The sequence below is a fragment of the Cytophaga sp. genome (assembly GCF_051961495.1).
Taxonomy (GTDB): Bacteria; Bacteroidota; Bacteroidia; order Cytophagales; family Cytophagaceae; genus Cytophaga.
Map to the genome: position 1 here is coordinate 1 of NZ_JBQCDF010000089.1, position 15,256 is coordinate 15,256.

Genomic DNA, 15,256 nt, shown 5'->3' on the forward strand with positions numbered 1-15,256 from the left:
AGCATGCAGCTGGTGGGGGCAAGGCCATTTTTCATTCAAAAACCCTTTATATACAGAGCCATGCTCCAAGGCGGTATTGCAGGGGTTTTAGCGTCTGGTTTATTGTTTGGCCTGCAAAATTATGCCTTCATTGCCATTGAAGACCTACAGAAAATATACGTACCTGAAAAAACATATATATTATATGCGCTACTGATTGTAACTGGTGCCTTGCTGGGTTTGATCAGTTCTTTCCTTTCAGTACGTAAATACATGTTCTTACCACTAGACGAATTATATTAACAATATGGAAAAGCAAAAATTGGTTTTTGGAAGCATGAACTACATCATCATGGCTGCCGGAGTTTTATTAATGGTTATTGGTTATTTCATCATGTCAGCCGATACTGAACTTTATGGCTTTGGATCAAAAGGTCTTACTGTGGGCCCGATGATGGTATTAGCAGGCCTGATTGTAGAAGTATATGCTATCTTTTACACACCAAAGAAGAAAGCATAAGCATGACCTGGCTTGAATCCATTATCCTTGCAATTGTAGAAGGAATAACAGAGTTTTTGCCCATATCTTCTACCGGGCACATGATCATCACTTCGGCCATAATGGGGATTAAAAACGACCCATTTACCAAAGTGTTTGAAGTAGCGATTCAATTCGGAGCTATTCTCTCTGTAGTAGTATTATATTTTAAAAGATTCTTCAAGAACTTTGATTTTTATTTCAAGCTCTTCGTAGCCTTTATTCCAACAGCTATTGTAGGACTTTTATTAAAAAAACATATTGATGCATTGCTTGAAAATGTATGGGTTGTTGCCACAACACTGCTGCTTGGCGGAATTGTATTATTATTTATTGACAAGTGGTTTGAGAAAAATGAAACAGAAGGTACTGAAGAAGTTTCATACAGAACAGGCTTTTTGATCGGCTGTTTCCAGTGTCTTGCCATGGTGCCGGGTGTTTCCCGCTCTGCAGCAACAATCATTGGAGGCCTGACTCAAAAACTTACCCGTAAAGCTGCCGCTGAATTTTCTTTCTTTCTTGCTGTTCCAACGATGTTTGCAGCAACAGTTAAAAGTTTATATGATGAAAAAGATTTGATTTTAGAATCTACAGATAAAATTCCATTACTGCTTTTAGGAAACATCGTAGCATTCATCGTGGCTATGATTGCCATCAAATTCTTTATTACTATTCTTACTAAGTACGGATTCAAGGCATTCGGTTATTACAGAATAGCACTTGGGGCATTACTGCTAATCTTACTGCTGATGCATGTAGATTTAGCTGTAATGTAATCCATCTCTTCTATTTGCACATTACAAAGAATATGTCTGCGACCGAAATACCGCAACCTGATCTGGTACTTTGCCTGGATAAACCTTATCACTGGACCTCCTTTGATGTTGTAAAAAAGGTTCGCAGAGTTTTAAAAATGAAAAAAGTAGGCCACGCAGGAACGCTGGATCCATTGGCTACCGGCCTGCTGATTGTTTGTACCGGAAAAAAAACAAAGACCATTGAATCTTTAATGGCCGATGAAAAAGAATACTCCGGTGCTATATCTTTAGGAGCAACAACCGCTTCGTATGATCTGGAAACAGAACTTGAAAATCACCAGGATATTTCAGGTATCACTGAAACACAGATTCGACAAACAGTTAAACAATTTCTGGGAACCATCACACAAACACCGCCGATACACTCTGCTGTTAAGGTTGATGGCAAGCGGGCTTATGATGAAGCCCGCAAAGGCAATGAGGTTGTACTTAAATCCAGACAGGTTTTTATCAAGGAATTCCGCATCACGAAAATAGAATTGCCGCTGGTATTTTTTAATATTGTCTGCAGCAAAGGTACCTACATCCGCACCATTGCGAATGACTTTGGCAAGGCATTACACTGCGGTGCACACTTACATGCACTCAGAAGAGAACGCATAGGAAATTATTCTGTAGCAAATGCTGTTACACCAGAACAATTTGAGACGCAATTTTCTTCAAAATGAAAATCTACAGAGATATCAAAGAATTCAAACCACTCAGCAAAGCCGTTGTTACAATAGGAGCTTTTGATGGTGTACATATAGGTCATAAAAAAATATTAAACCGTCTCACAGAATTAAGCAGCCTGGTAAACGGTGAAAGCGTATTAATTACTTTCTGGCCGCATCCAAGACTGGTATTAAAAAAAGATGCTGAGCCTATAGCCCTGTTAAATACTCTTGAAGAAAAAATACATTTGCTGGATACCTTCCATATCGATCACTTACTGATCCTGAATTTTAACGAAGAATTTTCAAAACTTACTGCTGATGCTTTTATTGAAAATATTCTCATTAAAAGCATCGGTACCCGCTATCTGGTATTGGGCTATGATCACCGGTTCGGTCATGACAGAGAAGGCAGTATTGATTATTTAAATGCCAACAAAGAGCGCTTTAATATTGAGCCTGTAGAAATTCCGAAACAGGAAATCGAATCACTAGCCATCTCTTCAACCCTGATCCGCCAGGCGCTATTACACGGCGACAGTAAGCTCGCCAATCAAAATCTTGGTTATTCTTATCTGTTAAGAGGCTTTGTTATTGAGGGAAATAAATTGGGTAGAACCATTGGTTTTCCTACGGCTAATATTTTTATTGAAGACCAGGATAAGCTGATTCCTAAAAACGGTGTATATGCCGTATATGTATATATTGAAGGCGAACGTTACAAAGGTATGCTGAATATTGGTGTACGCCCCACAGTTACAAATGACCTGCGCAGAACCATTGAAGTACATATATTCGATTTTTCACAGGACATCTACGGAAAAACCGTGCGCCTGGAATTACTTACCTACATGCGTCCGGAAGTAAAATTCAATGGTATAGATGCATTGATTGAACAACTGAAACAAGATGAAATTGACGCACGGGCAATTTTATGATTTACTTCTTCAGTTCTATATAGACCGGAAAATGATCGCTGTAACCACCGTAGTATCTTTCTCCTAAGTATGTGCGGAAAGGTCCTGAATTCAAATCCTCTTTATAATACAACCAATCCGGATCATAAATCGCAGCTTCAGTAAACCGAAGTCCTTTTTTGTTTGTCATGCAACTGCTGATCAATACCTGGTCAAATAAAAACCAATCTCTTTTAAACCTGCATGTACCCTCACCAGCATCCTGCAGCTCTTTAAAAGGATTTATCAAATCAGCAGAAGAACTCTGTTTCGATGATTTTAATTTCAGCATAACCGACATACTTTCATCTGAAGGCTGATCATTAAAATCGCCCATCACGATAATATTATCCGACTTGCTGACTGCATGGATAGAATCAATAATCTCCTGCGTAAGCATGGCTGCTGCAATCCGCTTATGTTCGGTTTTTTGCTCCCCTTCCCTGCGCGACGGCCAGTGGTTTACCAGGACATGTACGGTATCAGAAAATAGAACGCCTTTCACAACCAATACTTCCCGTAAAAACAATTCAGGATCTTCACCCTGTTTAAAATAAGATAAGTATGATTGAAGTGGTTGAAAAAACCTTTCATTATAAATTAAACAAACGTCTATCCCTCTTTTATCTGAAGAATTGTAATGTATAATTTTGAACAGGGAATCCGTCTTCAACAAATCCATTAACACCTCTTTATTTTCAACTTCACTCATACCAAGCAAAGCCAGTGAATTGAATTCATTTAACCCATGAATAACCTGTTTTATGTTGTCAAGTTTTTTTTCGTAGCGTTCTGCTGTCCAGTGTAGTTTCCCTTCAGGTAAAAAATCATTATCATTCACATGCTCATCATCTATGATGTCAAATAAGTTTTCAGTGTTATAAAAAGCAACCCTGCAACCCGGCCCACTTCCAGTACTGGATTTACTGGCCGTTTCGGCCTGGTATGAACATGAAATAACAGCCAACAAACATAAGACCGAAACTATTGTATTGATATTCATACACTTTATTGATTTTTATGGGCTCAAATGCGGCCTGGAGATAATTTACAATTTACAGATTTGTTTTAACGACAAATGATAAGGAAATTAGCGTAAATATTATTAATAACATGAAAAATTCAGAAATAAAATTCAGCGTACAATTAGACGATAAAAATATACCGGAAAAGATTGTCTGGGAAGCCACAGACGGCCCTTCAGACAAGCCTTTACCAACAGATGCCATCGCTTTATCTTTATGGGATCATACACAAATGAACACCATGCAAATAAATATATGGACAAAGGAAATGCCGGTAGAAGAAATGAAACGTTTCGCTATTGAAGGCATTGGCGGTATGGCAGACTCCATTGAAAATGCAACCGGAGATATTAAAATGGCTGAAATGATTCGTGAACTGTGTAAAAAACTTGTAATCCACGTGAAGGAAAATGCCAAACAATAATTCAATAAACCTCTTACTTAAATAAGAGGTTTATTTTTTTTCTGTGATTTTTTAAACCAGCTACATTACTAGAATATTTATACTTAATAATTATAGAATCCAATTCACATTTCTTTAACATAAACTTTTCGACTATTTTATATAAATAGTCGAAAAGTTTACTAATTTTAATTTACAATCCGGCATTGGTGCAGAATTATTGCCCACCCTTGCATTAATAAATTTCAATACTATATGAAAAAAATAAGTATGTTTTTCCTGCTTATACTGCTGTATACCACAGTTAGAGCGCAACAGCAAAAACCAGAACCAACAAGCTTTTCATTGAAAGAGGCGATTGATTATGGCATGGTAGAAAACTTCAACGTAAAAACCGCAAATCTTCAAAACGAACTCACAGACGCACAAAAAGGAGAAGTAAGAGCCGCCTTACTTCCACAGGTCACAGCCCAGGCAGACTTGATCCACAGTTTTCATGTTCAGAAAAACATTACTGAAAACGGCGCCGGATTAAAATATGATCCTACTGTGCCAATCGGAACGCCAACAGCTTTCCAGTTAGGATTAAAAAATACCTTTACGCCAAATATCACCGGTTCACAGGTATTATTCGATCAATCCTACTTCTCGGCTCAGGGCGCAGCAACTGCGAACCAGGAAATTTCCGAAAAGAATATCATCAAAAACAAAATTGATGTATCGGTAAATATTACGAAAGCTTACTACAGTGTACTTGTAAATGAAAAACAATTACAGGCAGTTGAATCAAATTTAGCAAGTCTGGATTCTATGTACCAGGAAACAGTAGCCCGTTACGAATCAGGTCTTGCAAGGAACCTGGACGTAAGCCGTACGCTTGTAAGTTTAAATAATGTACGTGAGCAGCAACAGGAAATTATCCGCACGGTAGCACTGAGCAGATCTGTATTAAGATATCAATTGAACCTGGCCGAAAGCAACCCATTAATATTAACTGACAGTTTATATCCAGGCATGCTTTCAGATATTCAGCAGATCTTAAATCAACCTGATAGAAAGATCAACTATTCTGATCGTATAGAATATTCAATTATTGAGAGTCAGCAGAAATATAACGCTTATGCATTAAAAAATGCTAAAGCAGGCCACTACCCGAGATTGCTTGCAATCGGATCGTTTGGATACAATCCGGGTGCAACCAATTTTACAGATCTGACACAATCTTCCCGTTGGTACGATTATTCCACTGTAGGTCTGCGCTTGCAGGTACCTGTATTCTCAGGCTTTGCTGTGAATTACCGGGTACAGCAAAAACAAATTCAACAACGAATTACAGAGAATAACATGAATGCTCTCAAACAGGAAATCAACCTTGAAGTAGACCGGGCTGTCATTAATTTATACAACAGTGTTCAGTCCTTTAATATCCAAAAAGAAAACCTTGAGCTTGCCCAGCAAAACTTAAATGTACTGCGTGCAGAATATGAAGCAGGAATAGCCTTGAATGTTGAAGTAACAACAGCAGAGGCAGACTTGATTGAAGCCCAGACAAATTATTACCGTGCCATATATGTAGCACTTGTTTCAAGAGCCGATTACGAAAAAGCTATAGGCGCTATTATTAAATAATAAATAATACAATTAAGAATTTAACATATACACTTATGAATAACAAAATACAACAGAGCATTTATGGATTCTTAATCCTACTTTTTATTGCTTCATGCGGAGGGGCAAATCAAAATGCAATGCCTCCTGCAGCTTCAGTAGTAACGGATACAGTTGAGCTTAAAGATCCGGTTTATTATGATGTATACCCGGGCAACGTTGTCGCATTAAACAATGTTGACCTGAATTGCGAAGTAAGCGGCTTCATTACGGAAATCTATTTTCAGGATGGACAGCAGGTACAAAAAGGCCAGAAACTTTACGAGATTGAACAAAGTAAATACCAGGCTGCTTATTCAAGCGCTGATGCTGCTTTAAAGATTGCACAAGCCAACCTGGAAAAAACTCGTAAAGATTCGGAACGCTACAAACAATTAGGGGAAAAAGGCATGACTACTCAACAACGTCTTGAATATTCAGAAGCAGACCTTGAAACAGCGCAAAGCCAGGTAGTAGCTGCCAAAGCCAATTTAACACGTGCACAGATTGATTTACAACATGCAACTATCTACGCTCCGTTTGATGGAACTATTGGTATTTCATTGGTTAAGAAAGGTGCCTTTGTTACAGCCGGACAAACAAAATTAAATACAGTTTCTTCAAACAACCCGATTGCAATTGACTTTGTAATCAATGAAAAAGAAATTCCGCATTTTACCGAATTGGAAGGAAGAAAATTATCTAAGACAGATTCTCTGTTTACCATTGCACTTTCAGATAAAAGCATCTATCCATACCCCGGTAAAATTTTATTCTTAGACAGAGCAGTAGATATGCAGACGGGTACATTGAAGATCCGTCTGGAATTCCCGAATCCTAAGCGTGCATTGAAAGATGGTATGAGCTGCAACGTTCGTGTAGAAAATAAACATGCTAACAAAGTAATAGTGGTGCCGAACAAGGCCATTACCGAACAGATGGGTGAATACTTTGTGTATGTTGTAGAGCAGGATACTGCAAGACAGCATAAAGTAAAAATCGGAAAAGTAGTGGGTAAAAACATTGTTATCCAGGAAGGTTTAACCCCCGGAGAACAAATTGTTATTGAAGGAATTCAAAAATTACGTGACGGAGTTGCGGTACAGGTTGGCGCTCCGAAAACTGATGCTTCTAAAAAATAATTAACGAATCAATATGATTGCAGATATATTTATAAAACGTCCGGTAACAGCCATTGTTATTTCGGTCGTAATCACACTGGTTGGTATACTTACATTAGTGAATTTACCAATCAGCCAGTATCCGGATATTACACCGCCGATTGTGCAGGTAACCGGTAACTTTGCGGGCGCAGATGCCCAAACCGTAGAACGAACAATTGCTACGCCGATCGAATCACAGGTAAACGGAAGCCCTGGTATGTCGTTCCTGCAAACAAACAGTACAAGTGATGGTACCATGACCATGAACGTTACGTTTGATGTAGGAACCAATATTGATATTGCTACGCTTGATGTACAGAACCGTGTAAGTGTTGCTACACCGCAGCTTCCGGATGATGTTAAGAAAACAGGTCTTACAGTACGTAAAAGAAACCCGACAATTTTAATGCTGGTTGCTATGTACTCCCCTAACGGTACGCATGATGTAAAATTCATGGACAACTATACCAACATTTATATCAAAGACGCGCTTCTTCGTGTAAAAGGTGTAGGTGATATATTCACACGTGCAGATAATTTCAGTATGCGTATCTGGATGAATCCGGATAAGCTTGCTCAATATGGAATGACAGCAAATGAAGTGGTAGCAAAATTACAGCAACAGAACGTACAGGTAGCCGCAGGCTCTATTGGTGCATCACCACAAACAGCTGACCAGGCGTTTGAATATTCTGTGCAGGTGAATGGTATGCTTGAAAAAGTTACTGACTTTGAAAACATTGTTGTTCGTACTAAACCAGACGAAGGATCAATCGTTTACTTAAAAGATGTTGCCCGCGTTGAACTGGGTAAATTCAATTACTCAAGCAATAACTTTGTTGACGGAAAACGTTCTTCGTATTTATTAGTTTATCAATCTCCAGGCAGCAATGCGCTTGAAACAGCCGAAGGTGTCTACAAGGCAATGGAAGAATTAAAAAAATCTTTCCCTGCTGACGTGGAATATGTAGTACCTTTTGAATCAGTATCAGTGGTTGAAGTATCCATCAATGAAGTTGTTCACACACTTGTTGAAGCCCTTCTTCTTGTAATTGTCGTTGTGTTCTTGTTCTTACAAAGCTGGAGAGCAACACTAATTCCAATCCTTGCAATTCCGGTTTCCATTATCGGAACATTCATCTTATTTATCCCACTTGGATTTACGGTAAACACGCTTACACTATTCGGTTTCGTTTTAGCGATCGGTATCGTTGTAGATGATGCCATTGTTGTTGTAGAAGCGACACAGCATTATATTGACCATGAAAAACTTTCGTCAAAAGAAGCTACGATAAAAGCAATGAAGGATATATCCGGTCCGGTAATTGCGATTGCCCTTATCCTCGCAGCCGTATTTATTCCCGTTGGATTTATTCCGGGTATCGTTGGCCGCTTGTACCAACAGTTTGCTATAACAATTGCAGTGTCAGTATTACTATCTGCTTTTGTTGCGTTGTCTCTTACACCTGCTTTATGTGCTCTGTTATTGAGACCAATGCAGCTAAATGAAAATTCAAAAGGTTTGAATAAGTTCTTCTTTAAATTCAACACTTGGTTTGCACGCGTAACGGCATCGTATTCTAAAACCGTACAATATTGTATACGCAAAGCTCCTTTTGTTCTCATCATACTGATATGCATCTTTGTTGCAACCTTTGGTTTATTCAAAAGCAAACCTACAGGCTTTATACCTACTGAAGATGAAGGTCGTTTGATCATTACGTTTGAATTGCCGGACGGGGCGTCTACAAGCCGTACAGTAGATGTATTATCAAAAATGATGACGATTGTTAAAGAGAACCCTTCCGTAAATCACTTCGCTGCTTTGGGTGGTTTGAATGCAATTACATTCAGTTCCAAATCAAACAGTGGCACGCTATTCTGCCAGTTAAAACCATGGTCACAGCGTACCGATCCATCCATGCAAATTGATTCTATTGTAGCTCAATTCCAGAAAAAATTTGCAGCAATCAAAGAAGCGAATATCATTGTAATTCCCCCCCCGCCAATTCCTGGTATGGGTACTGCTTCTGGTTTCAGTTTTATGATTGAACAGAAACAAAGCAATGATGATATCAAAGACTTTGAAAGAGTTGTGAAGCAGTTTATGATGGAAGCCAATAAACGTCCGGAAATCGCAAGAGCTTTCACATTCTTTACTGCAAAAGCACCGGGGTATAAAATCAATGTTGACCGTGTGAAATGTGAACGCATGGGCGTATCTACTGCAGACGTATTTGGTACAATTCAGACATTGATGGGCAGCCGGTACATAAACGACTTTTCTATTTATGGCCGAAACTTCAGAGTGGTGGCCCAGGCAGATACTACGTTCCGTAAAGATGTAACAAACCTGGATAAATATTATGTCAGAAACGTAAGCGGAAACATGATTCCATTAAGTTCATTAGCTACGTACGAAGCTGTAGAAAATGCACCTTTGATTTCACATTATAATTTATTCCGTTCTGCTGAATTTAATGGAACTCCGAAACCAGGCTACAGTAGCGGAGATGCCATTAATGCACTTAAGGAAGTTGCTGCACAGGTTTTACCTGCAGGTTACGGATACGAATTCTCAGGCTTAAGCAGAGAAGAAATCAAATCAGGTTCAAGCGCAGTATACATCTTTGCACTTTCGATCATATTTGTCTTCCTGTTCCTTGCTGCTTTGTATGAAAGCTGGTCTGTACCATTCTCTGTTATGTTAGCAGTACCGCTAGGTGCATTTGGAGCGATCCTTACGCTGTTTTTCCTGCCAAAACTGAGTAACAACGTTTACGCACAGATTGGTTTGATTACATTGATTGGCCTTGCTGCCAAAAACGCAATTCTGATTGTTGAATTTGCGAAAGAACGTGTAGATAAAGGAATGGAAATTATTGCTGCGACTGTTGAAGCGGTACAATTGCGTCTCCGGCCTATATTAATGACATCTTTAGCCTTTATATTGGGCGTATTACCATTGGTATTTGCATCCGGAGCCGGAGCTGTATCCAGACAAACAATCGGCTGGACCGTATTTGGCGGGATGCTTGCTGCTACCGGCCTTGCTATCTTTATTGTGCCGGCATTATATGTGATCATAACCAAAATTGCATATAGAAATAAATTAAAGGCAAATAAAATCGAGGAAGAGGCAAACAATACAACATCTCACTAACAATGTCACGTATAAGGAGTATTAGATATCTTCTAATACTCCTTATATTTGCATGATCCATAAGGCCATGACTGATTATAAAAATAAAAGCGAAGACGGAAAAGTAGAAATCATTGTAAACGCAGCTCAGAAAAGATTTGCTCATTTTGGATTATGTAAAACTACAATGAATGAAATTGCCTCTGACGTAGGCATGGGAAAAGCATCTCTATATTATTATTTTCCGGACAAAGAAACTTTATTTGAAGCAGTCATTACCAAAGAACAAAATGTTTTTTTTGATGAAATGGATAAGGTAATCCATTCAGGAATGGATGCAACTACGCAATTAAAAAAATATGTAAAACTAAGAAGTTTGTTTTTCAGGCAACTCCTTAACTTATCAAAACTCCGCTCCGATTTCTTCTATAATTCCAAACCTGTTTATAATAAGGCTTTTGAACGTTTCAACAAAATCGAATTGGAAATGGTATCTACGATTATACAATCGGGTATTACTTCAAAAGAATTTAAGCGAATCAATAAAAATGAATATGCTGAATTTCTGGTTCATTTATTATTGGGAGTTCGGCTGGTAAAGCTTAAATACAAGGATATCAATGAATTTGACATGAACGATTACGAAGACCTTGATAAAAAATCCTGCAGAGTAGCTGGTATGTTTTTAAAAGAAATTGTTGCTGATGCCAGCTGATATAAAATTAATTTATAAATAAAAAGGCTCCAGTCTTATTGCGACTGGAGCCTTTTTATTTGTTCAATCTATTTTATTTGTCGATAGCGATTTTAACCAATGCCTGGTGCCCTTCGCCTTTAATGATCAGCAAATACATACCTGAAGCAAGTTCTGTCGCCAGAATCTCTTCATTCAATTCAACTCTTCCTGAAACAGATTTTGTAAGAACAACTACCCCTTCCAGAGACACAATTTCAATCTGTTCTACTTCAAACGGTGCATAGTCATTGGTTAATGAGAAGGTTCCGGCGTTTGGATTCGGATAAACATTGAATCCTTGTGCCTGGCCAACACTTACTGACGTAGCACTTGAAACCGTTACCTGGACTGCTGTTGAATTTACAGTTGTTGCGCAAGGACTTGATAGTATGCATACATAATCATTATAATTATCAGAAACCTGAGCATTTGTAATAATCAGATTTGATGTATTAGTCCCTGAAATTCTTGAATCATTTGCAATAGCAATACCATTTCTCTTCCATTGATATGTAAGCGAAGGACCTGTTGCAGCAACGGTTAAAGAAATTGTTCCGCCGGTAACCACGGTCTGTGCTGTCGGCTGAGTAACAATAGAAATAGGAGTTGTAGATTGGCTTAATGCTACAGCATTAGATACTGCAACACCGCAACTGCCTGTTACTGTAACTGAATAATCCAGGGCCAGTTCGCTGGCGGATACGTTGGTGATTGTTAAATTTTTCGTTTGTGTTCCTGAGAAAATTGAATTGTTTGAAAGGTTTGTACTACCTTTTTTCCATTGATAAGTAAGATTTGCTCCGGTAGCTGTTACACTGAAGGTGACAGTATTTCCAAGCGTACAAACGGATTGATCGACCGGTTGCTGAGTTATAACTGTTTGCGTATTAACAGTGATAACTACAGGATTAGATTCTAACGTTGCGGGAGTGGCGCATGTTGCACTGCTCGTCATCTCCACTGTATAACTGTCATTATTCACGGCAGTCGTTGTTGAATACGCGGAAGTTGTTGCACCGGAAATATAATTATTATTTAGTTTCCATTTATATGTCGGTGTACCTCCGCCTGTTTGGCTTGCCGTTAATGTTACTGTACCACCCGGACAAATCGCTGTCGCCGAAGAGGTAATATGAACTGTTGGTACTACAACCGGATTTACAACCATAGTCACTGGATTAGATGCAACTGTAGATGGCAATCCGCATAATGCTGTACTCGTCATCTCTACAGAAATTGTATTTCCATTAACAAATCCAGAAGATGTAAATGTTGCTTCTGTTGCTCCGGATAAATTAGAAGATCCTGCTTTCCATTGATATGTAGGTGTACCGCCATTTACAGGAGTAGCTGTAAATGTTACACTTTCGCCGGCACAAATGGTAGTAGCTGAAGCTACTATACTTACAGATGGGGTCAATACAGGATTTACAACAATAGTTGTCTCAGCCGAAGAAGCATTCGGGTCAGATACACATGAAGAATTACTTACCATGCTTACACTAACCTTATCTCCATTTGCAAAAGCAGAACTTGAATAGGTTGAATTTGTTTCTCCTGCAACCGGAGAGCCATTTAAATTCCATTGATATGTTGGTGCAGTACCACCATTGCCCGGAGTAGCTGTAAATTTCAATAGCGTTCCCGCACAAATAGTAGTACCCGGATTTGCAGAAATAACTACCGAAGCACTAGGTGATGTTGTAATGGTTATCACAATACTATTTGATGTTTTAACAGCTGTTGTAGCACATGTTGCATTACTGATCATTTCAACAGAATAGCTATCGCCATCCATCGCTGTAGTAGTGGTATAGGTTGAATTCGTAGCTCCTGCAATATAGGCGCTACCTAATTTCCACTTATAGTTAGGTGCTGATCCCCCATTAGTTGGTGTAGCTGTGAAAACAATCGCAGAACCGGAACAGGTTGAAGAATTGTTCGCTGATATCGATACAGATGGTATTAATATAGGATTAACATCAATGACAATGGCGTTTGAAGTAACAGTAGTTGGTGAAGCACAAGCTGCATTACTTACCATCTCGACTGAATACGCATCTCCGTCTGCAGCAGTAGTAGTTGTATATGTTGAACCGGTTGCTCCTGTAATATATGAACTTCCAAGCTTCCATTTATATGTTGGTGTACCGCCATTTACAGGTGCTGCTGTAAATGTTATGCTAGAACCGGCACAAATAGTAGTATTACTTACCGTTATTGATGCAAAAGGAACAACCGTTGGATTAACAGTAATTGTAATACCTGCAGATGTAACCGTTCCGGGAGATGCACAACTTGCAGTACTTGACATCTCTACGGAATACACATCACCATTATTCGCAGTGGTAGTCGTATATGTCGAATTTGTTTCACCAGCAATATATGAACTTCCAAGCTTCCATTTATAAGTAGGAGTACCCCCTCCTGTCTGCGTAGAAGTAAATGTAATGCTTGTACCATCACAAATTGTTGTAGCACTGGCTGTAGCCGTAATGGTTGGAGTAACACCTGTATTTACGGTCACTACAACCGGATTTGATGTGGCGGTTACCGGTGTTGCACAAGCAGCATTACTCGTCAATTCAACCGAATAACTGTCATTATTCGATGCGGTAGTAGTTGAGAAGGTTACATTGGTAGCCCCTGTAATATAAGAGCTTCCCAATTTCCACTTATAAGCAGGTGTTGTTCCACCATTGGTTGGTGTTGCCGTGAATATAATATTTGTCCCTGCACAAACTGAAGTATTGTTTGCGGTTATTGAAACAGATGTAGTCAAATTAGGATTAACCGTCATCACAATAGGGGAAGAAGTAACTATTGCCGGAGTAGCACAAACAGCACTACTGGTCATTTCAACAGAATAGCTATCGCCATTAGCAGCTGAAGTAGTTGTATATGTCGCATTTGTTGCCCCTGTAATATAAGAGCTGCCCAATTTCCATTTATACGTTGGCGTGCCTCCATTTACAGGTGTAGCTGTAAACGATACGCTGGCACCGGCGCATATGGTAGATCCCGTAGAAGTAATAGATACTGACGGAGTAACCGGTGTATTAACTGTCATTGTAATAGAATTAGAAGTAGCATTCGGTGTCGTTACACAACTTAAACTACTTACAATTTCAACAGAATAAACATCACCATTTGCTATGGAACTTGAAGTATAAGTATCATTTGTTGCTCCTGAAATATAAGAAGCCCCCTTTTTCCATTTATATGTAGGAGTTCCCCCATTGGACACAGCTGTTGTAAATGTAGTACTTGTACCCGTACAAATCGAATTTCCAGGGGTAGCAGTAATTACTACTGAAGGTGTAGGCGATGCGGTAATGGTAATAACTACTGAATTTGAAACTACTGGTGTAGTAGATGCACAAGCCGCATTGCTGGTCATTTCTACAGAATAGCTATCATTATCAGCTGCTGTTGTAGTTACATAAGTCGCATTGGTAGCGCCTGCAATATAAGAAGAACCTAATTTCCACTTATAGCCAGGTGTTGGACCGCCATTGGTTGGTGTTGCAGTAAATGTTATACTGGTTCCTGTGCAGATTGTTGAATTATTTGCCGATGCTGATACAGACGGAGTCAATATCGGATTCACGGTCATTACTATTGCATTACTTGTCGCTGTCAACGGACTCGCGCAGCTTGCATTGCTGGTAATTGTTACAGTATAACTATCACCATTTGCAGCAGTAGTCGTTGTGTAAGTCGAATTTGTCGCACCGGCAATATTAATACCGCCCTTTTTCCACTGGTATGTTGGGGTTGTACCACCATTGGTTGGAGTTGCCGTAAACGTAACGCTCGCTCCTGCGCAAATTGCACCTGACGGACTAGCAATAATAGAAACGGAAGGTGTTACTGTTGAAGTAACTGTCATTACGATTGCGGAACTTGTAGCAGTAGCCGGACTTGCACAAGTAGCGTTACTGGTCATTGTTACTGTATAACTATCACCATTTGCAGCAGTAGTCGTTGTATACGTAGCATTGGTTTCGCCTGAAATGTTAACACCACCTTTTTTCCACTGGTATGTTGGTGTAGAGCCACCATTCGTTGGCGTAGCAGTAAATGTTACACTTATTCCTGCGCATATTGTACCTATTGGACTAACAACAGTAGAAACAGAAGGAGTTACAGCAGGATTAACTGTCATAACAATTGCTGAACTTGTTGCCGAAACC

Annotated in this window: 12 protein-coding genes; 10 read left to right on the forward strand and 2 right to left on the reverse strand. The window is 39.2% G+C overall.

Features of this window, described 5'->3' with window-relative positions; translation table 11 throughout:
• From ACTHJT_RS03985 to ACTHJT_RS04005, 5 genes are all read left to right on the forward strand, one after another.
• The coding region (locus tag ACTHJT_RS03985) for a cell division protein FtsX (RefSeq protein ID WP_440236521.1) at nucleotides 1–282 on the forward strand (282 nt) is incomplete at its 5' end.
• A gap of 4 nt (nucleotides 283–286) precedes the next feature.
• Entirely contained in the window at nucleotides 287–499 is a 213-nt protein-coding gene (locus ACTHJT_RS03990) for a DUF3098 domain-containing protein (protein ID WP_440236523.1), read from the forward strand.
• A 2-nt stretch (nucleotides 500–501) separates the two neighbouring features.
• Nucleotides 502–1,293, forward strand: a complete 792-nt coding sequence (locus ACTHJT_RS03995; RefSeq protein ID WP_440236525.1) for an undecaprenyl-diphosphate phosphatase — start codon at nucleotides 502–504, stop codon at nucleotides 1,291–1,293.
• 32 nt (nucleotides 1,294–1,325) lie between these two features.
• The gene (gene truB / locus ACTHJT_RS04000) at nucleotides 1,326–2,003 is read left to right on the forward strand and encodes a tRNA pseudouridine(55) synthase TruB (RefSeq protein WP_440236527.1); all 678 of its coding nucleotides are present in this window, start codon (nucleotides 1,326–1,328) and stop codon (nucleotides 2,001–2,003) included.
• The gene (locus ACTHJT_RS04005) at nucleotides 2,000–2,926 is read left to right on the forward strand and encodes a bifunctional riboflavin kinase/FAD synthetase (RefSeq protein ID WP_440236529.1); all 927 of its coding nucleotides are present in this window, start codon (nucleotides 2,000–2,002) and stop codon (nucleotides 2,924–2,926) included. Before truB ends, ACTHJT_RS04005 begins: the two co-directional genes overlap by 4 nt.
• 1 nt (nucleotide 2,927) lies before the next feature.
• Here ACTHJT_RS04005 and ACTHJT_RS04010 read toward each other — a convergent pair whose 3' ends face one another.
• Nucleotides 2,928–3,947: an endonuclease/exonuclease/phosphatase family protein gene (locus ACTHJT_RS04010; RefSeq protein ID WP_440236531.1), complete on the reverse strand. Its 1,020-nt coding sequence runs from the start codon at nucleotides 3,945–3,947 to the stop codon at nucleotides 2,928–2,930.
• Between the two features lie 110 nt (nucleotides 3,948–4,057).
• On the opposite strand from ACTHJT_RS04010, the gene gldC reads away from it, so the two are divergent.
• The 5 genes from gldC (at nucleotide 4,058) to ACTHJT_RS04035 (ending at nucleotide 11,039) form a co-directional block, all read left to right on the forward strand.
• A complete protein-coding gene (gldC, locus tag ACTHJT_RS04015; RefSeq protein ID WP_291276174.1) occupies nucleotides 4,058–4,393 on the forward strand; it encodes a gliding motility protein GldC in 336 nt (111 codons plus the stop codon).
• 234 nt (nucleotides 4,394–4,627) lie between these two features.
• Entirely contained in the window at nucleotides 4,628–6,001 is a 1,374-nt protein-coding gene (locus ACTHJT_RS04020) for a TolC family protein (protein ID WP_440236533.1), read from the forward strand.
• A 35-nt stretch (nucleotides 6,002–6,036) separates the two neighbouring features.
• A complete protein-coding gene (locus ACTHJT_RS04025; RefSeq protein ID WP_440236535.1) occupies nucleotides 6,037–7,161 on the forward strand; it encodes an efflux RND transporter periplasmic adaptor subunit in 1,125 nt (374 codons plus the stop codon).
• A gap of 13 nt (nucleotides 7,162–7,174) precedes the next feature.
• A complete protein-coding gene (locus ACTHJT_RS04030; RefSeq protein ID WP_440236537.1) occupies nucleotides 7,175–10,345 on the forward strand; it encodes an efflux RND transporter permease subunit in 3,171 nt (1,056 codons plus the stop codon).
• A 52-nt stretch (nucleotides 10,346–10,397) separates the two neighbouring features.
• Entirely contained in the window at nucleotides 10,398–11,039 is a 642-nt protein-coding gene (locus ACTHJT_RS04035; RefSeq protein WP_440236539.1) for a TetR/AcrR family transcriptional regulator, read from the forward strand.
• Nucleotides 11,040–11,112: 73 nt separating this feature from the next.
• Here the strand turns inward: ACTHJT_RS04035 and ACTHJT_RS04040 are convergent, their stop codons facing one another.
• The gene (locus tag ACTHJT_RS04040; RefSeq protein ID WP_440236541.1) at nucleotides 11,113–15,228 is read right to left on the reverse strand and encodes an immunoglobulin domain-containing protein; all 4,116 of its coding nucleotides are present in this window, start codon (nucleotides 15,226–15,228) and stop codon (nucleotides 11,113–11,115) included.
• Nucleotides 15,229–15,256: the final 28 nt, after the last annotated feature.